Raw genomic sequence first — 17,086 nt, 5'->3', positions numbered from 1 at the left:
CGTCCGCCATGCGCGGGACCTGCGATCATGACCGTCGAGCCCTCCGACGAGGGATGGAGCACGACCATGGGGGAAGAGCGTGGCGGAGTCAACGAAGACCGACACCGTCGTGGTCGGCCTCGGGGCGATGGGGGCGCAGGCCCTGTGGCGTCTGGCCCGGAGCGGGGTGGACGTGATCGGGATCGAGCGCTTCACCCCCGGCCACGACCGGGGATCGAGCCACGGGGAGTCCCGTATCATCCGCACCGCGTACATGGAGGGCGCCGAGTACGTGCCGTTCGTCAGGGCGGCCTGGCGCGCCTGGGAGGAACTGGAACAGGCCGCGGCCGAGCGCCTGCTGGTACGCACGGGCGCACTGATGCTCGGCTCCCCGGACGACCCCGCGGTCACCGGTTCGATCGCCGCGGCCGAGCGTCACGACCTCGCCCACCAGGTGCTGTCCCACGAACGGCTCACGCGGCGCTTCCCCCAGCACGTGACGCGTCCGGGTGAGGTGGGGGTCTTCGAGGAGGAGGCGGGTGCCGTCCTGCCCGAGGCCGCGATCCGGGCGGCGGTGCGGCTCGCCGAGCGATCGGGCGCACGGGTGCGCACGGGGACCACGGTCTCCCGGATCGTGCCGGACCCCGACCGTCCGAGCGTACTGTTGTCCGACGGAGGCCGGATCCTGGCCCGTCGGGTGATCGTCACCGCCGGCTCCTGGCTGCCTCGTCTGCTGCCGGAGGTGGCGGACCTGGGCGGCGGGCTGCGTGTGGAACGCCGGGTGCTGGGATGGTTCCGTACGACACAGGACCCCTCCCCGCACGTCCACGGGCCGGTGTTCGCCCGGGACGAGGACGACTGTACGTGGTACGGATTCCCCAGCCTGGACGGCGGTCGGACCGTCAAGATCGGTGTGCACGCGGAGACCCCCGGGAACAGGGCCGAGGGCGCGCAGTGGGGCGAGCCGGTGGACCCCGACGTGGGACCGCGCGCACCCGACGCCGCGGACGCACGGCGGCTGGGGGCCCTGGCCGCCGGGCTGCGCGGTGTCGCCGAGCTGCCCGAGCGCATGGCGGCGTGCATGTACACCATGACCTCCGATGAGCACTTCCTCATCGGACACCGGCGGGAGCTGCCCGGGCTGGTCCTGGCGGGCGGCTTCTCCGGGCACGGCTACAAGTTCGCCTCCGCGGTGGGGATCGCCCTGGCCGACCTGGCCCGGGACGGACGCACCGACATGCCGATCGCCATGTTCGACCCCCACCGGTGGGACTGAACGGGGCACGGTCATCACGTCGAGGTGCGACGGGGTGCCCTTCACCGGGCAGGGACGGCGTGCGATCATCGCTCTCACGCGCGGCGCGAGCGCCCGCCCACTCCCTTCCGACCCTTGAAGGACCCACCATGAACACGCCCTCCCCTTCGCGGACCGCGCTCGTCACGGGCGCCTCCTCCGGCATCGGCGCGGCCGTGGCCGCCGAACTCCTCCGTCGTGGCCACCGCGTGTACGGGACCAGCCGCAGACCTGATGCGGTGGCCGATCCGGTCCCGGGGGTGGAGTACCTGGCCCTGGACCTGGCCGACGAGTCGTCCGTCAGAGCCTGTGCCGAAGCCGTGGGCGAGGTGGACGTGCTGGTCAACAACGCCGGTGAGAGTCAGAGCGGACCGTTCGAGGAGCTGCCCTCGGACGCGCTGGAGCGGTTGTTCCGCATCAACGTGTTCGGCGCGGTGCGTCTCACACAGCTGTTGCTGCCGGGGATGCGGACCCGCGGGTACGGGCGGGTGGTGATGGTGGGGTCGATGTTGGCGAGCTTCCCGCTGGCCTACCGTTCCTCGTACGTGGCGTCCAAGGCGGCGCTCAGGGGTTTCGCCGACGCACTGCGCCGCGAGGTGTCCCCCTACGGGGTGGGGGTGACGACGGTGGAACCCGGGTCGATCAACACCGGCATCAGCGAGCGGCGGACGCAGTACCTGCGGGACGGCTCACCGTTCACGGACGAGTACCACACGATGTTGAGAGCGCTCAACGCCAACGAGGCCAAGGGGATCTCCGCGGGGACCGTGGCCCGGACGGTGGCGCGCGCCGTGGAGGCCGATCCTCCCCGGCCGCTCTACGCGGTGGGCAGCAACGCCCCGGTGGTGTTCGCCCTGCGCAGGCTCCTTCCCCGATCGGTCATCCTGCGGATGGTCGCCCGCAGACACGGGCTGGGATGAACACGACCCGGTCCGACGCGGCCCCCGGTTCGCGCCCCAGGTGTTTTCGGCCCGTTAGGTTGGGCGTGCAGGCCGACAACGACCGAAGAAGGGATGCCGCGTGAGCAGCATCGTCAAGTTCAACGTCCTGACCGTTCCCGAGGGCGCCGGCGCCACGCTGGAGGAGCGGTTCGCCAAACGGGCCGGGTTGGTGGAGGGGCAGCCGGGGTTCGAGGAGTTCCAGCTGCTGCGTCCGGTGGAGGGGACCGACAAGTATCTGGTGTACACCCGGTGGCGGTCGGAGGAGGACTTCCGGAACTGGGTGGAGGGCCAGGCGTTCCAGAGGGGCCACGCCCAGGCCGCCACGGAGTCCCGGCAGGAGGGCTCGCCGGGCGGGCACGGACACGGGCACGGACGGGGCGGCCCCGCCGCGACCGACAGCGAACTGTGGGGTTTCGAGGTCGTGCAGCGGGTCTCCGCCCGGTCCTGAGCCGGAGCCCGCCCTCTCCCGGGGCGGGCAGGTCAGCCGGGTCTACGGGCCTCGATGAGGAACCGGGAGGTGGTGGCGGTGAAGGAACCCTCGCGACGGATGTGCTCGTGCATGTCCCGGAGACGGTCGCGGTAGGCCTCCACGGTGAATCCGGGGACCATCCAGATGACCTTGCGCAGGAAGTACACCACCGCGCCCACGTCGAAGAACTCCGTGTGCAGCCGCTCCATGCGCAGGTCCACCACCTCCAGCCCCGCGGCCCGTGCGCGGTCCCGCTCCCGGTCGGGGTGGCGGGACCGGCGGACCTCCTCGGGCTGCGGTCCCAGGAAGAACTCCACCACCTCGAAGACGCTGGCCGGTCCCACCTGCTGCGACAGGTAGGTGCCGCCCGGCGTCAGGACCCGGGCGATCTCCTCCCACCACACCTTCACCGGATGCCGGGAGACCACCAGGTCGAAGGCCCCGTCGGCGAAGGGCAGCGGAGGTTCGTCCTCGTCCGCGACCACCACCACGCCCAGCGGGTGGAGCAGCCGGGTGGCCTTGACGATGTTGGGCGGCCAGGACTCCGTGGCGGCGGTCAGGCGTGGGCGTCGGGGAACACCCGCCAGTACCTCGCCTCCGCCCGTCTGGATGTCGAGTGCGGCGTCGGCGCGCGCCATGCGTTCGGCCATGAGGCGCTGGTAACCCCATGAGGGGCGTTGTTCGGTGGCCCTGCCCTCCAACCAGGAGAAGTCCCACCCCTCGGTCGGTTCGGCTTCGGCCTCGGCCACGAGTTCGTCGAAGGATCGTCGCATGCGGGGCATCCTCCCCGGTCGCGGGTGCACGCGCCACCGAAATAGTCCGCCTTCGGCCGGAGCGCCGGAGATCCTCGTACGTCCGGGCGCGGAAAAGAACTTGTGCCCACGACGTGGACACTGGTAGGAATGAGCGGCACCCGGCCACGGAAGCGCCGGGACCCGACGACGGAAGGAGGCACCGCCGTGTTCACCGTGACCACCGCGCTCGTGTCCTCCGGGGACGACCACGACAGCTGATCCCCGAGTGGGCGGGCGCACAGATCGAAAGTGTCGCCTTGACCTTCAACACGCCCGACCTGACCATCCGGACCATCACCGGAGCGGAGGAGCTGGACCTCTTCAACCGGCTCCCCTACCCCCAGAACCCCGAATTCACCGCGGACCTGGTCGAGGGCCGCCGCCACCCCTCCTGGATGTGGGTCGCCCTGGAGGGCGACCGACTCCTGGCCCGCCTGTCCTGGTGGTGTCGCAACAGCGACACCGAGCCCCTTCTCCTGGACGTCCTGGACGTGGACGACACCGCCGAAGACGTCGACCGCGTGCAAGTCCTCGAACGGCTGTTGCGCACCGCGTCGGCGGCCACCCTGCCCGAAGGCCGGACCCCTCCGGAGTATCTGCGTTTCGTCCCCGCCGACTGGCGTGAGGATCCTGGTGACCGGCGTTCCGTCCACGAGAGGATGACCGCCGTCGAACGCACCGGCGGGTCCCTGCTCGTGGAACGCCTGCGCTTCGAGTGGACCTCCGCGTGTCCGTCGCCGCGACCCGATGACCGCCTGCTGTTCCGGCCGATCCGGGACGAGGAGGAGATCCTCGGTCTGATGGTCCGGGCGCTGGAGGGGACCCTGGACGCCCATGACCGCGCCGACCTCGCGCACAGGAGCGCGGAGCGGATCGCGGCCGACAACTACGCCGACGAGTTCGCCCGGTACACCACGCCCCGGGAGTGGTGGCGGATCGCGACGCTGCCGGACGGCGAACCGGTCGGGTTCGTGCTGCCCGCGCGCAACGACTACCACCCGATGATCGGCTACATCGCGGTCCTGCCCGAGCACCGCGGGAACGGATACGTCGACGGCATCCTCGCCGAGGGCACGCGCGTCCTGGTCGAGGAGGGCGCCGAACTCGTACGGGCCGCGACCGACCTGGGCAACGTCCCGATGGCGGAGGCCTTCACCAGGGCCGGGTACGTCACGCTCGGCGGTGTCGTCAACATGGCCTGGCAGGGGTAGGCCTGCGCCGGGGCGGGGTCCGTCCCCGCCGCGGCCGGGCGCCGCCGTCGAAGACGTCTCCGTCCCGGGCTCCTCCTACGGTGGGTCTCCGGTCAACGCTCCGGGGGCCCGCCTCTACCCTCGCCGCCGTTGCCGTTTCGGCCGCCGGAACGTTTCCCGGTCTCGCCGCGTGCGATCCGCCGTTTGAGCCTGCGCGCCCTGGTGGTCAGCGGGGCGTTGCGTTCGCGTTGGACGCCCGATCCTTCCGCGAACTCGGCCTGGAGTGAGCGCACCAACCCCGCCATCATGAAGAAACCGATGACGAAGAACGGCAGGCCGAACACGATGATGGTCTGTTGCAGTGCGTCCAGGCCTCCCACACCGGAGGCCGTGAGCACCGTCGCGGCCACGACGCCCTCGGTGATCCCCCAGAACACCCTCTGTCGGGTCGGGCTCTGGGCGTCCCCGGAACAGAGCATGTCCACCACCAGGGAGGCCGAGTCCGAGGAGGTGGTGAAGAAGATGACGACGATGAGGATGCTCACCGCCGACACGAACGTGGTCAGCGGGTAGTGCTCCAGGAAGGCGAAGAGGGCACCGGGGATGTCCTCGTCGACCACCACTTCCTGGACCAGTTCGCCGCCCTGGTTCATCTCGATGTCGAAGGCCGAGAGCCCGAACACGCTGAACCACACGATGCTGAACGCGGTGGGCGCGGCCAGCACTCCGAGCACGAACTCGCGGATGGTGCGTCCCTTGGAGATGCGTGCGATGAAGATGCCGACGAACGGCGACCAGGTGATGGTCCACGCCCAGTAGAAGACGGTCCAAGAGCCCTGCCAGCCGGTGTCACCGAAGGTGTCGTTCCAGAAAGAGAGCGGGATGAGCCACTGTAGGTACACGCCCGTGGTCTCGATGACGCCCTTGGCCAGATAGAGCGAGGACCCCGCCAGAAAGACGAAGATCAGCAGCGCCACCGCCATGACGATGTTGATCGTGGACAGCCACTTGATGCCGACGTCGAGCCCTGTGGCCACCGAGATCACCGCGATGGTGGTGACGACCGCGATGAGGATCAGCTGGGTGAGTCGGCTCTCCTCCACTCCGAAGAGGGTGTGCAGACCGCTGTTGATCTGGAGGGTGCCGAGGCCGATGGTGACGGCGACCCCGAACAGCGTGCCCAGGACCGCGATGATGTCGACGGTCCGCCCCAGGGGTCCGTGGATCCGTTCTCCGAGGAAGGGGTGGAAGATCGAGCTCACCCGGAACGGCAGGCCCTTGCGGTACACGAAGTAGGCGAAGGCGAGCCCGGGCAGGCAGAAGATGGTCCAGGTGTGCAGGCCGAGGTGGTAGAGCGTGAATCCCATCGCCTCCTGGGCCGCGGCGATCGACTCCGGTTCGACGTTGCGCTGCGGCGGCTCGGCGAAGTGGCTGATGGGCTCGGCCACGCCCCAGAACATCAGGATGCTGCCGATGCCCGCGGCGAACAGCATGGCGAACCAGTTGCCGTTGCTGTATTCGGGTCTGCTGTCGGGAGGTCCCAGGCGCACGTGACCGTACCGGCCGGCCGCGATCCAGATCAGGAAGATGAGGAAGGTGGTCACGCCGAGGATGTAGAGCCAGCCGAGGTGGGTGAGTATCCAGTTCGAGGCACTACCGAAGACGAGGTCCACCGTGTCGGTGAAGAGAACGGCGGACACCACGAAGAAGACGGTCAACGCGGCAGACGTGAAGAAGATCGCCGGGTTCGTGTTGAGGCCCATCTTCTGTGCCAGCTTTTCAAGCATGCCGACCGCTTTCTGATGTTTCGGAGGCTTTCCACGGGGGATGGAATCCCGTCAGCCCACGCCGACTTCGGACAAGAACCCGCCTTGAACAGGGCTTCCCTGCTTCTCCTTCCCTTCGTGAGAAGTCAGAGCCGTTCTTACCCAGGTGAATTGTCGACACACGAAAGCGTCAAGGAAAATGCATGGAAGAAAGCACGGGCAGTGTTATCGCACGGCTGTGCATACTATGCGTTGACGGTTCGGGGGAGCAGCACGTGTCCCGCGTACGATCGACGTGTCGCGAGAGCGCTCCGACCGTCCCTCGCCTCCTCGCACCGCACGGCGGAAGCACCGGCGACCCACCGCCGACCACGGGCCGGCCTTCGGGAGGCGCCCGGGACGCCTCCGACATCCTCTCGGGCGGGGTCAGGCGTCGAGTCCCCGCAGCAGCTCCCGTACCCTTCCGGGCTGTTCGTGCAGCGACAGGTGGCCCGCTCCCTCGATCGTGTGGACGTCGGTGTCCAGGAATCGGCGGGTCGGCCCGTGCAGACGTGCCGAGGAGAAGAGTGGATCGTTCGCTCCGGTCGCGACCACGACCGGGGTGTCCGCCCAGGCGCCGAAGTGCTCGGCGGGCAACGGACCGGGGACGGAACCCGTGCGGCAGTACCGGGCCACGAGGGTCAGCCACTCGACCTCGGCCTTCCAGTCGCACGTCGTGGACGAACCGCTGAGGAACTCCAGCAGCTTGGCGCTGGTGTGCTCGTTGGGCAGGACCGTCCACGGGAGCATGGCGCGCATCGACTCCGAGCTGACACCGGCCGCGGTGAGTCCTGCGGGGTTGAGCAGCAGCATCCCGGCGATCAGCGGGGAGGGGGTGGAGGCGAGTGCGACGGCGGCGCCGCGCGAGTGTCCCAGCACGAGCACGGGTCGGTCGGTGATCCGGGGCAGGAGCTCCTCCAACCAGGCACCGTAGGTCTCGGTCCTGGCACCACCGACGCGCCGACTACAACTCAGCCCGGGGTGTCCGGGCAGATCCACCAGCAGCACCGAACGGTCCGCGGCCAGTTCACGGGCGGCGGGCACCGTGGTGGCCGCGCTGAGGTTGGTGCCCGGCAGGATCAGGACCGGGGTGCCGAGGCCACCCCCGGCACGGAAGGCCTGCGTGTTTCCCAGCCGTGTCTCCACAGGAGGAAGGGGAACGAGCTCGGGCCACCGGCTCAGAGCCTGGTGACACCACGCGTGCACGACACGCTCGGCGTCCTCCGAACGGTAAACACGTGCTGCGCGAAGGGGAACGACGGTCATCGGATCTGATTTCGCCTAGAAGAGAGCGGTGTCGTCGTCCTTGCTCACCGACGCACCAGAGAGGACTGTACGCCTCCGTCCGGCACCACGCCACTCGGGGCGGGAATGTGTGTCAGGCCCGCCTCCCAAGGGACCCGCCCTGTGTGGAGCGGGTCCCGTCAAGGCCCTTTTCCCGGTGGGGAGAAGCGTTGGACGTCCGTTTCGACCAAGACGGTGGCCTCCCCCCGGGAGTGGTGTCCCCGCCTCCCCGAAGACGGCCCCACCGCTGGCCCGCGTTCGCCCGAGGTCCTTTCGAGCCTGTCCTCAGGACGTGAGACGGACCAGCATCTTGCCCGTGTTGGCGCCCCGCATCATGTCCAGGAAGGCCCGCACCGCGTTGTCGATGCCCTCGACCACGGTCTCCTGGGTGCGCAGGTCCCCGTCGGCGAGCCACCCCGAGGCCCGTTCGGCGTACTCCTTCATGAGGTGGGCGTGGTCACTGACGATGAACCCGCGCAGGGTCAGGCGCTTGCCGACGGCGAGGAAGAGGTTGTCGGGGCCGGGGGCGGGCTCGGTGGCGTTGTACTGGGAGACCGCGCCGCACAGGGCGATCCGGCCGTGCTGACGCATCGCGGCGATGGCGGCGCGCAGGTGGTCGCCACCGACGTTGTCGAAGTAGACGTCGACGCCCTCGGGGGCGGCCTCGGCGAGCCTCTCCTCCAATCCGCCTTCCTTGTAGTCGATGGCGGCGTCGAAGCCGAACTCCTCCAGCAGGCGACGCTTCTTCTCCGGCCCTCCCGCCGAGCCGATCACCCGGGAGGCTCCCAGGCGGCGGGCGATCTGCCCGGCCAGGGAGCCGACCGCGCCCGCCGCGCCGGAGACGAACACCACGTCGCCCTGTCGGACCTCGGCGACCTCGGTCAGGCCCGCGTAGGCGGTGAGGCCGACCATGCCCAACACCCCGAGGTAGGCCTGGGCGGGGGCCGGCGAGGCGTCCACCGCGCGCACGACCTCGGCGGGCAGCAGAGCGTACTCCCGCCACCCCGCCGAGTGCAGGACCGTGGTGCCGACCGGGAGGTCGTCGCTGCCCGAGGCGGTGACCACGCCCACCGCACCGCCCTCCATCGGTTCGCCCAGACGGTAGGGCGGCACGTAGGACTTGACGTCGTTCATGCGTCCGCGCATGTACGGGTCCACGGACATCCAGTCGTTGCGCACCAGGACCTGTCCGGGTCCGGGGTCCTCGACGGTGGTCTCCACGAGGGCGAAGTTCTTGGGCCGGGGCTCTCCGACGGGGCGGGAGACCAGGTGGATCTCCCTGCTGGTGACGGACATGGGCGACCTTTCGGTGATCGAGTGGACGGCGGAGCCGTCATGCGGGCGGTGGTGCTCGCGGGGTCCGCGGCTCGGCGGACGCTCTGCGCCAACGTATCCGCCCATCGACGGGTCCGGTGGGGTGCGTCGTGGGAATGTCGGCGGATCGGGCCTTCGCCGCTCGTCGAGATCGCCCTGCCCGAGGGCGATCCGGCGAACGGCTCCTCCGAGGGCGGGTCCGCCTCGGCGCCGGCGCACGGTCTACCGTCGACCCATGAGCGAACTCACGGAACCGATGACGGGCACCCGCCTCCAGGTGGTCCTGCCCGACGAGTCGCCGCGGATGCCCCCGCGCGTCCTCGTCGATCTGGGCGTACGGGCCGAGGAGCTGGGCGTGGACACGGTGTGGCTGCCCGACCACCTGCTGCCGCCCGCACCGTACGGCACGACGTTCGGAGGCGTGTACGAGCCATTGGTGACCCTGTCGTACCTGGCCGCTCGCACCGAGCGGATCCGCCTCGGCACGTCGGTGCTCGTGGCGCCCCTGCGCGACCCCTTCCCCTTGGCCAAGCAGGTGGCGACCCTGGACGCCCTCGCGGAGGGGCGTTTCGTCCTGGGAGTGGGGACCGGCTGGTCTCGGGAGGAGTTCGACGCGGTCGGCTCGGACTTCACCACGCGCGGGGCCCGCACCGACGAGACCCTGCGGTTGCTGCGGCACCTGTTCGAGGGGGAGGGCGCCTTCCACGGGCGTTTCCACTCCTATGAACACGGCGTCTTCGAGCCGCGTCCGACCCGGCGTGTACCGGTGATGGTCGGCGGGACGTCGGAGCGTGCGCTGCGGCGGGCGGCCGAGTTCGCCGACGCCTGGCAGGGCGTGGGCCTGGATTCCGAGGGCTTCGTCAGGGCCCGGAACCGGCTGAGGGAGCTGACGCCCCGGCCCGTGTCGGCTGGGACCCGACTCTCCTGCGCGGGAGAGGGCGGGGAGTTCGACCACGCCGTCGGGATGTTCCGAGAACTGGCCGCTGCCGGGGCGGACGCGGTGGCGGTGTGGTTCGGCGACGCGGAGGGGTTCGGCGGGCGTATGGAGCGGTTCGCCGCGGCCCTGCGCTGAGCGGCCGACCGGAGCGTGTCCGTCGGTGCGGAACCTACTCCTGTGACCGGAACAGGCCCCGCCCGCCGTACTTCTTGTGGATGGCCTGCTTGGACACCCCGAGGACTCCGGCGATCTCCGCCCAGGTGGACCCCTGGTTGCGGGCGCGTCGGACGAGAACGGCCTCGACGCGCTCCATCTCCCTGCGCAGTCGCACCGCGGCGTCCAGCCCCGCCAGCGGGTCCTCGTCCTCGGTGGCCAGAACGAGGGCGGTCATCTGTTCGGCGTCCATGTGTCAAAGGTAATCAACGTGCGGGGGTCGGGCACGGCATGGCCCGCCCCCGCACGATCCGTGCTCACGGATAGTCTCTTCGCACCTACGAGGCATCACCGGAACGGGGGACGAGGTGGGCGACTACGACGGGACGACCGTGCTGTTCGATCTGGACGGTGTTCTGGTGGACTCCGCCGAGAGCATCGTCACGGGGCTGACCGCGTGGGCGGTCGAACGCGGTCTGGACGTGGACACGGTGCTCGCGCACCATCACGGGCGGACCGACCAGGACCTGGTCCGACTCCTCGCCCCGCATCTGGACCCGGTGTCCGAGGCGTCGCGGATCGAGGCGCACGAGGCCACGGCCGGGGACGGGGTGCGCGCCATGCCCTTCGCCCACGAGCTGCTGAACGCACTCGACGGGCGGGGGCGTCCCTGGGCCGTCGTCACCTCCGGAGGCGATCGCATCGCCCATGCCCGGATCACGACGACCGGGTTGCCCCTCCCCCGCGTGCTGGTGACCGCCGACGACGTGTCCGAGGGAAAGCCCCACCCTGCCCCCTACCTCCTGGGCGCCGAACGCATGCGGGTACCGCCCGAACGCTGTGTGGTGGTGGAGGACTCCGCCTCCGGCGTCCGTTCCGGACTGGACGCGGGGATGCCGGTGGTGGCAGTGGCCTCCACGGTCGCGCCCACGGACCTGTCGCACGCGACCACCGTCGTGGAGGACCTCGAAGCCGTGGCCGGGCTGTTGCTCTGACCGGCCCCCGAATCCCGGGCCCTGACCGGCCCCGAACCCCAGGGAGTTTCGCAGATGGACAACGGCCTGATCATCGACCGCGCGCGGGCGGAGGACGTGGAGGCGATCGTCGCCATGCTCGCGGACGACACGCTGGGCGCTCGACGTGAGAGCCCGCAGGAGCCTGGGATCTACCTGAAGGCCTTCGAGGCCGTCGACGCGGACCCGAACCAGTTCCTGGCGGTGGCCCGCCGCGAGGGTCGCGTGGTGGGGACCCTACAGCTGACGTTCATCCCCGGCCTGTCCCGCCGGGGCGCCGTGCGCGCCCAGGTGGAGGCGGTACGTGTGCATACGAGCGAGCGCGGCCGTGGCCTGGGCACCGACCTCCTGCTCTGGGCGGAGGAGGAGGCCCGGCGCCGTGGCGCGGCCATGGTGCAGTTGACCTCGGACGCCTCCCGTGGGGAGGCGCACCGCTTCTACGAGCGGCTGGGGTACACCGCCTCCCACGTCGGTTTCAAGAAGGAGCTCGGAGGCGCTTCGGCGTGAGCGGGGCCGACGCGGTCCCCGTGGACTCGGCTCGCCGGGCCAGAGAGCGTCCTCGACGTGCGTTCCCCTCAGATCCGCCCCCATGAGGGGGCGGGTGGGCCCGCGCCGGGCCGTGTGTTCGTCACGGCGCCGGAGAGCGGCTACGACGTTCTGCGGGCCAGGAACAGGCGCGTGACGTAGGGGATGCGGACGTTCCCGTCGGGGAAGTGCTCACCGGCGAGCGCGGTGAGGGCGTCACGGGTGCGTTCCTCCCCCAGGCCGCGCCTCACCGCGGCCATCTTGGTGGAGGACATCGCGTTGCCGAGGAACTGTTCGAGACCGAGTTCACGCGTCCAGGAGGTGGTGAACCCGACCGCTTCGCCGAGGCCGTCCTGGGCCTCCATCTCCCCCAGGGTGTCGTGGACGCGGTAGTCACGCCGATAGTCGTCACCGTGCTCCTCCATCAGCGACTCGTAGGCGTCGACGAACGTGCCGACGGTCCAGTCGCGGTCGTTGGCGAGCACGGCGACGGTGCCTCCGGGCACGAGCAGGCGCGCCGCCTCGGCGTAGAAGGCCGGCCGGTCGAACCAGTGGACGGCCTGGGCGGCGAGCACCAGGACCGCCGAGGCGTCGGGGAAGGGGATCTCCTCCGCGCGTCCGTCCACGTACTCGATCCGGTCGGCCGTGTCGGCCGTGTCGGCCGTGTCGCGCATCGCGTGGCCGGGTTCGACACCGACCACACGGGGTTCGGTCCCGAAGGCCCGGCGCAGGGCACGGGTGGAGATCCCGGTTCCCGAGCCGACGTCGAGCAGGAGCCAGGGTCGGGGCCAGGAGTCGTGGGCCCCCTCCCGGACGTGGGAACGGAGGCGGCCCAGAACAGGGGCGGGATACCCGGGGCGGAAGCGGCCGTAGTCCCGGCTGAGTCGGTCGAAGGCCTGGGTCCGGTCGATCATGCGGTCCTCGTTCCCGGGACGCTCGGACACGAACCTCTCCGCGGGCGGGCCGGGGCTCGCACCGGCGGGGACGTCCGGGCACGCCTGAGGCGAAGCGGGCATCGGCTAGCGTGGTTTCGTCCTGTCCCGAACCCCACCATGAAGAGCCACGTGTCCACGTCAGAGAAGTTCCAGAGCGTGTTCGTCGCGCTGGCCGCCCTCGCCGGACTGGGTGCGGGCCTCTTCCCGCCGGTCGGCGAGGCGGCGGGGCACCTGGTGCTCCCCGCCCTGATGCTCATGCTGACGGCGGTGTTCGCGCAGGTCGACGTCGGTCAGGTGCGCGAGGCCGGATCCGCGGGCAGGGTGGTCGTCACCAGTCTCGTGCTCAACTTCGTGTTCACCCCCCTGCTCGCCTGGGCTCTGGGTGCGGGGCTCCTGGGTCACTCCCCGGACCTGCGGATCGGCCTGCTGTTGCTGCTGGTCACCCCGTGCACGGACTGGTACCTGGTATTCACCGGCCTGGCCCGGGGTCACATGGGTGTGGCCGCGGCGGTGTTGCCGGTGAACCTTGTCCTGCAGTTGCTCCTGCTGCCGGTGTACGTGCTGTTGCTCGGTGGCGAGGCCGCGATGGTGGACGCCGGGACACTGCTGGAGGCGGTTCTGCTGGTCCTGCTGGTGCCGTTGCTACTGGCGGTGGTGCTGCGCGGGGTGGCGCGCCGGTGGAAGGGCACCGACTGGCGGGACACGGTCCTGATCCCGCGGGTCGCCGGCGCCGTGCTTCCACTCCTGTACACGGCGGTGCTGGCCATGTTCGCCTGGCAGGCGCGCACGGTGCTCTCCCACTTCGGGGAACTGGCCGCGCTGCTGCCGCCTCTGTTGCTGTTCTTCGTGGTGGCTCCGCTGGTGGCGGTGCTGGCCGCGCGCCTGCTCCGTCTGCCCGCCGACCAGCGGGTCACGTTGACGATGACGACGGTGGCACGCAACTCGCCGACCGCCTTGGCGATCGCCGTGGCGGCCTTTCCGGACCGCCCGCTCATCGCGGTGGCCCTGGTGGTGGGTCCGTTGCTGGAGCTCCCGGTGTTGGCGCTCCTCAGCCAGTTGGTGCGGGTTCGCCCGGAGGAGTCCTCGATTCGCCACTGACCCGCCCCGTGTGTCCGGAAACGATGCCGATGCGACGCAAGGGCCATGACCTGTGGTGACTTCCTGCTCTTGTGGGCGCTCTCGGTGGTCGGAGGTGACATCGGAGTCCGTCGACCGTCGAGGCAGGGAGTGGACACACCCCCTTTTCGGTCACCACGCTTGTACGCCGTCACCGTCTGTGGTGTCCGACGTCATTGGGCGTGATCCAGGACAAGCCCCCGACCAGGAGCAGGTCGTCCGGCCTGGCGTGTCCATGGCCGAGGTTCGCCGATCCGTCCACACTTCTCGCCATCCGGGTACGTCGACGACCTGCCGGCCATTCCCTCGCTTCGCCACGGCGGGGTGGTCGGGATCGCTCACCGCTGTGTCAGGGCCGAGCGGCCGGTGAACAGGGGGTAGGCGGTCCAGGACTCCGACCACGCGTTGGGGGGAGTCCACTGCGTCCCGCCGAGCGTCCCTCGGGATCGTCGCCGACCCTCCTCCAGCGACGCGCGGGCCCTGACCGACCCGCCGCCCAGGAGCCACCGGACACGTCTTGGAGTACCCCCGAAATTCTTCCCGACGCTACGTCGGTATATTTACCGACACAGCGTCGGGAAGCGGCGCTCCCGCATGTACTGAGAGAGGTCGGACATGTTTCTAGCCATGCGCGAACTGTGGTTCGCGCGTTCGCGCTTTGGACTGATGGGAGGAGTCATCGCCCTGATCGCGGTGCTGATGGTCCTGCTGTCGGGGTTGTCCTCAGGCCTCGTGGAGGACGGGGTGTCCGGCCTGAAACAGCTCCCCGTCGACGGCTTCGCCTTCGAGGAGGAAACAGAGATCGGTTCCTCCTTCTCCCGCAGCCGCGTGGACGAGGAGCAGCTCCAGGAGTGGCGCGACCAGCCCGAGGTCGCAGAAGCCGCACTCTTCGGGAACCTGCTCGTCAACGCCCGCAGCGACAACGATGTCCCCATCGACCTGGCCCTCTTCGGTGTCGAGGAGGGCTCCTTCCTCGAACCCGCCGTCCATGAGGGCGAAGGTCTGGGGCGGCAGGACGGTCTGGTCGTCTCCCAGAGCGCGGTCGAGGCCGGCATCGCCGTCGGAGACGTTCTGACAGTGGACCGGTTGGGGGCCGAACTGAAAGTCGTCGGAGCCCTGGAGAACCAGCACACCTACGGCCACGTCGACGTCGCCTACCTGCCACTGAAGACCTGGCAGGAGATCTACGCCGGTGTCTCCACCGGGCAGGAGGCCGACCCCGCCGTCTACACCGAGGCGACCGCCGTGGCCCTGCTCGCGGAGCCCGGCGAAGAGATCGACCACTCCGCGGGCGACAGCGCCGCCGGGACCATGAGCCTGCCCCTGGAGGGGACCTTCGCCGCATCCCCCGGTTACAGCGCGGAGACCTCGACCCTGGACCTGATCAAGGCCTTCCTCTACGCGATCTCCGCGCTGGTCGTCGGCGCCTTCTTCACCGTCTGGACGATCCAGCGCAAGCACGAGCTGGCCGTGCTGCGCGCGATGGGCGCCTCCACCGGCTACCTCGTGCGCGACGGCCTTGGGCAGGCCCTCGTCATCCTGGTCGTGTCCTGCGCCATCGGGCTCGGCGTGGGGATGGGAACGGGTTCCCTGATCACCGGTTCGGGTGTGCCCTTCCTCCTGGAGGGGGCCGCGGTCGCAACGGCGGTGGTCCTGCTGATCGTTCTCGGACTGCTCGGTGCGATGGCCGCCATCATCCGCGTTTCCTCGATCGACCCCTTGACCGCCCTGGGAGGACAACGATGACCATCACGGCCGCATCCAACACAGAACCCATCCACGAGGGCGACAGAGGACTCCTTCTCGAAGGCGTGACCCTGCGCCTGGGCGACGGGGACACCACGGTCACCGCCCTGGACGAGGTGTCCATCGCCGTCCGCCCCGGAGAACTGGTCGCAGTGGTCGGCCCGTCGGGAGCCGGGAAGTCCAGTCTGCTCGCCGTCGCCGGCGCCCTCACCGTGCCTGACTCCGGCACGGTCCGTGCCGACGGCCGGGACATCACCGGCCTGTCCAAGCGGGCCCGGGCGCGCTTCCGCCGTGAACACATCGGCTTCGTGTTCCAGTCGGGCAACCTGCTCGGAGCCCTCACCGCCACCGACCAACTACGCATGATGACCCACCTCGGACGAGGAGGCACACAGCAGGACGTCCAGCGCCTCCTGGAAGAGGTCGGCATGGGCGACAAGGCGAACCGGCGACCGCACCAGCTCTCCGGCGGTGAACGCCAACGGGTGGGGATAGCACGCGCCCTGATGGGCAGGCCCGCGGTCCTGCTCGTGGACGAGCCCACGGCGGCCCTGGACCGCGCCCGCAGCCACGAGATCGTCCGGTTGCTCGCACAGGAGACCAAGCGGTCCGATGTGGCTACGATGATGGTCACCCACGACCACGATGTCCTGGAGTACTGCGACCGGACAGTGCGGATGACGGACGGTCGCCTATCGGAATGAGCACGGAGGGGGTTCTTGCCTCGGATCACAGCGGCCACGCTCGCTGATCACCAGGCCAACCAGCGCCGGGCCGTGCTCGACGCGGCGAAGGAGGTCCTGGCAGAGGTCGGCGGCGACGCTTTCTCCCTGAGCAGGGTCGCCGCCCGGGTCGGCCTGGCCCGCTCCAGCCTCTACCAGTACTTCGGCTCCCGACAGGACCTGCTCGACGCGCTGGTCGAGGACCTTTTCCCCCGCTGGTCGCAACTGGTGACCGGCGCGATGGCCGGGGAAGCCTCTCCAGCCCTCCGCGTGCTCGCCTACGCCGACGCCAACCTGCGGTTGGTGGCCGACGGAGAGCACGCGGTGGCCGGAGCACTGGCCGCCGCCTCTCCCGGCGCGGACTTCGCCGAGCGCAGCCGCGAGATGCACGAACAGCTCGCGGCCCCTCTGACGGAGGCGCTGGAGTTTCTGGGGGTCCCGGATCCCCCGGCAACGGCGGAACTGGTCAACGCCGTGATCCACAAGGCTTCGCGCATGATCGAGTCCGGCACCGCCTTCGAGGACGCCTCGGCGAGGATCGAAGAGGTCCTTCGCCCCTTCCTCATGGCCCAAGAGAGCCGGCGCTGTCCCCGGGTTCGCCTCCCCCGCTGACCCGGCGGCTTCGCCATGGCCTCGGGAACAGCCACGCCCCTCTGATCCCGGGGACCCCCTGCGCCCCTTCCGTCGTACGAACGCCCCTTTCCTCGCCGACGGCCGTCGGGTGGTCCCGCCGTCCGCGCAAGCCTGTCCTCTCCCGACGGATCGACGCGGACCGCGGGAGCCGGCGGTGTGTCCGGCACGCCTCCTCCCGCCCCGTCCTCAAGGTTCGTGGGGGAACACCGCAACCCGAGCCCTCTCCCATGCGACTC

Annotated in this window: 17 protein-coding genes; 11 read left to right on the top strand and 6 right to left on the bottom strand. The window is 70.1% G+C overall.

What is annotated here, in order from left to right; translation table 11 throughout:
* The first annotated feature begins 79 nt into the window (after positions 1 to 79).
* The 3 genes from solA to PFX91_RS15785 all read left to right on the top strand — a co-directional run bounded on the left by solA (position 80) and on the right by PFX91_RS15785 (position 2,662).
* On the top strand, positions 80 to 1,255 hold the full coding sequence (gene solA / locus PFX91_RS15795) for an N-methyl-L-tryptophan oxidase (protein ID WP_285732612.1): 1,176 nt from the start codon (positions 80 to 82) through the stop codon (positions 1,253 to 1,255).
* Between the two features lie 128 nt (positions 1,256 to 1,383).
* On the top strand, positions 1,384 to 2,193 hold the full coding sequence (locus tag PFX91_RS15790; protein WP_285732610.1) for an SDR family oxidoreductase: 810 nt from the start codon (positions 1,384 to 1,386) through the stop codon (positions 2,191 to 2,193).
* Between the two features lie 100 nt (positions 2,194 to 2,293).
* A complete protein-coding gene (locus PFX91_RS15785; RefSeq protein WP_285732608.1) occupies positions 2,294 to 2,662 on the top strand; it encodes an antibiotic biosynthesis monooxygenase family protein in 369 nt (122 codons plus the stop codon).
* A 32-nt stretch (positions 2,663 to 2,694) separates the two neighbouring features.
* Here the strand turns inward: PFX91_RS15785 and PFX91_RS15780 are convergent, their stop codons facing one another.
* Complete coding sequence (locus PFX91_RS15780) at positions 2,695 to 3,456, bottom strand: class I SAM-dependent methyltransferase (protein WP_285732606.1); 762 nt, start codon at positions 3,454 to 3,456, stop codon at positions 2,695 to 2,697.
* 278 nt (positions 3,457 to 3,734) lie between these two features.
* Between PFX91_RS15780 and PFX91_RS15775 the strand changes: the two genes are divergently transcribed.
* Complete coding sequence (locus PFX91_RS15775) at positions 3,735 to 4,688, top strand: GNAT family N-acetyltransferase (protein WP_285732604.1); 954 nt, start codon at positions 3,735 to 3,737, stop codon at positions 4,686 to 4,688.
* Positions 4,689 to 4,780: 92 nt separating this feature from the next.
* Here the strand turns inward: PFX91_RS15775 and PFX91_RS15770 are convergent, their stop codons facing one another.
* The 3 genes from PFX91_RS15770 to PFX91_RS15760 all read right to left on the bottom strand — a co-directional run bounded on the left by PFX91_RS15770 (position 4,781) and on the right by PFX91_RS15760 (position 9,052).
* Positions 4,781 to 6,454 (bottom strand): BCCT family transporter, encoded by a 1,674-nt coding sequence (locus PFX91_RS15770; protein WP_285732602.1) that lies wholly within the window; start codon positions 6,452 to 6,454, stop codon positions 4,781 to 4,783.
* A 405-nt stretch (positions 6,455 to 6,859) separates the two neighbouring features.
* Positions 6,860 to 7,738 carry an alpha/beta fold hydrolase gene (locus tag PFX91_RS15765; protein WP_285732600.1) on the bottom strand — a complete coding sequence of 293 codons (879 nt, stop codon included), beginning with the start codon at positions 7,736 to 7,738 and terminating at the stop codon, positions 6,860 to 6,862.
* A gap of 303 nt (positions 7,739 to 8,041) precedes the next feature.
* The gene (locus PFX91_RS15760; RefSeq protein ID WP_285732598.1) at positions 8,042 to 9,052 is read right to left on the bottom strand and encodes an NADP-dependent oxidoreductase; all 1,011 of its coding nucleotides are present in this window, start codon (positions 9,050 to 9,052) and stop codon (positions 8,042 to 8,044) included.
* Between the two features lie 253 nt (positions 9,053 to 9,305).
* Between PFX91_RS15760 and PFX91_RS15755 the strand changes: the two genes are divergently transcribed.
* Positions 9,306 to 10,142 (top strand): TIGR03619 family F420-dependent LLM class oxidoreductase, encoded by an 837-nt coding sequence (locus PFX91_RS15755; RefSeq protein WP_285732597.1) that lies wholly within the window; start codon positions 9,306 to 9,308, stop codon positions 10,140 to 10,142.
* Between the two features lie 34 nt (positions 10,143 to 10,176).
* On the opposite strand, the gene PFX91_RS15750 is transcribed toward PFX91_RS15755, so the two are convergent.
* Positions 10,177 to 10,413 (bottom strand): hypothetical protein, encoded by a 237-nt coding sequence (locus tag PFX91_RS15750; protein ID WP_285732595.1) that lies wholly within the window; start codon positions 10,411 to 10,413, stop codon positions 10,177 to 10,179.
* 115 nt (positions 10,414 to 10,528) lie between these two features.
* Here PFX91_RS15750 and PFX91_RS15745 point away from each other — a divergent pair, with 115 nt between their 5' ends.
* Positions 10,529 to 11,155: an HAD-IA family hydrolase gene (locus PFX91_RS15745; protein ID WP_285732593.1), complete on the top strand. Its 627-nt coding sequence runs from the start codon at positions 10,529 to 10,531 to the stop codon at positions 11,153 to 11,155.
* A 54-nt stretch (positions 11,156 to 11,209) separates the two neighbouring features.
* Positions 11,210 to 11,680: a GNAT family N-acetyltransferase gene (locus PFX91_RS15740; RefSeq protein WP_285732591.1), complete on the top strand. Its 471-nt coding sequence runs from the start codon at positions 11,210 to 11,212 to the stop codon at positions 11,678 to 11,680.
* A gap of 140 nt (positions 11,681 to 11,820) precedes the next feature.
* Here the strand turns inward: PFX91_RS15740 and PFX91_RS15735 are convergent, their stop codons facing one another.
* Positions 11,821 to 12,612 carry a class I SAM-dependent methyltransferase gene (locus PFX91_RS15735; RefSeq protein WP_285732778.1) on the bottom strand — a complete coding sequence of 264 codons (792 nt, stop codon included), beginning with the start codon at positions 12,610 to 12,612 and terminating at the stop codon, positions 11,821 to 11,823.
* A gap of 150 nt (positions 12,613 to 12,762) precedes the next feature.
* On the opposite strand from PFX91_RS15735, the gene PFX91_RS15730 reads away from it, so the two are divergent.
* The 4 genes from PFX91_RS15730 to PFX91_RS15715 all read left to right on the top strand — a co-directional run bounded on the left by PFX91_RS15730 (position 12,763) and on the right by PFX91_RS15715 (position 16,829).
* Complete coding sequence (locus tag PFX91_RS15730) at positions 12,763 to 13,731, top strand: arsenic resistance protein (RefSeq protein ID WP_285732589.1); 969 nt, start codon at positions 12,763 to 12,765, stop codon at positions 13,729 to 13,731.
* Between the two features lie 645 nt (positions 13,732 to 14,376).
* Complete coding sequence (locus PFX91_RS15725) at positions 14,377 to 15,495, top strand: ABC transporter permease (protein ID WP_285732587.1); 1,119 nt, start codon at positions 14,377 to 14,379, stop codon at positions 15,493 to 15,495.
* Positions 15,492 to 16,199 (top strand): ABC transporter ATP-binding protein, encoded by a 708-nt coding sequence (locus PFX91_RS15720; protein WP_285732586.1) that lies wholly within the window; start codon positions 15,492 to 15,494, stop codon positions 16,197 to 16,199. Before PFX91_RS15725 ends, PFX91_RS15720 begins: the two co-directional genes overlap by 4 nt.
* A 15-nt stretch (positions 16,200 to 16,214) precedes the next feature.
* On the top strand, positions 16,215 to 16,829 hold the full coding sequence (locus PFX91_RS15715) for a TetR/AcrR family transcriptional regulator (RefSeq protein WP_285732584.1): 615 nt from the start codon (positions 16,215 to 16,217) through the stop codon (positions 16,827 to 16,829).
* Positions 16,830 to 17,086 lie beyond the last annotated feature (257 nt).

The sequence above is a fragment of the Nocardiopsis sp. ATB16-24 genome (assembly GCF_030271535.1).
GTDB lineage: Bacteria > Actinomycetota > Actinomycetes > Streptosporangiales > Streptosporangiaceae > Nocardiopsis.
The sequence above is the reverse complement of the archived record's forward strand: the minus strand, read 5'-3'. Positions and strand labels throughout refer to the sequence as shown.

What these genes read in the sequence shown, in the direction of transcription:
- PFX91_RS15740 (WP_285732591.1), top strand. Translation starts at nt 11,210, where the DNA reads ATGGACAACGGCCTGATCATCGACCGCGCGCGGGCGGAGGACGTGGAG.
- PFX91_RS15750 (WP_285732595.1), bottom strand. Translation starts at nt 10,413, where the DNA reads ATGGACGCCGAACAGATGACCGCCCTCGTTCTGGCCACCGAGGACGAG.
- PFX91_RS15720 (WP_285732586.1), top strand. Translation starts at nt 15,492, where the DNA reads ATGACCATCACGGCCGCATCCAACACAGAACCCATCCACGAGGGCGAC.
- PFX91_RS15755 (WP_285732597.1), top strand. Translation starts at nt 9,306, where the DNA reads ATGAGCGAACTCACGGAACCGATGACGGGCACCCGCCTCCAGGTGGTC.
- PFX91_RS15780 (WP_285732606.1), bottom strand. Translation starts at nt 3,456, where the DNA reads ATGCGACGATCCTTCGACGAACTCGTGGCCGAGGCCGAAGCCGAACCG.
- PFX91_RS15790 (WP_285732610.1), top strand. Translation starts at nt 1,384, where the DNA reads ATGAACACGCCCTCCCCTTCGCGGACCGCGCTCGTCACGGGCGCCTCC.
- PFX91_RS15760 (WP_285732598.1), bottom strand. Translation starts at nt 9,052, where the DNA reads ATGTCCGTCACCAGCAGGGAGATCCACCTGGTCTCCCGCCCCGTCGGA.
- PFX91_RS15735 (WP_285732778.1), bottom strand. Translation starts at nt 12,612, where the DNA reads ATGATCGACCGGACCCAGGCCTTCGACCGACTCAGCCGGGACTACGGC.
- PFX91_RS15770 (WP_285732602.1), bottom strand. Translation starts at nt 6,454, where the DNA reads ATGCTTGAAAAGCTGGCACAGAAGATGGGCCTCAACACGAACCCGGCG.
- PFX91_RS15765 (WP_285732600.1), bottom strand. Translation starts at nt 7,738, where the DNA reads ATGACCGTCGTTCCCCTTCGCGCAGCACGTGTTTACCGTTCGGAGGAC.
- PFX91_RS15725 (WP_285732587.1), top strand. Translation starts at nt 14,377, where the DNA reads ATGCGCGAACTGTGGTTCGCGCGTTCGCGCTTTGGACTGATGGGAGGA.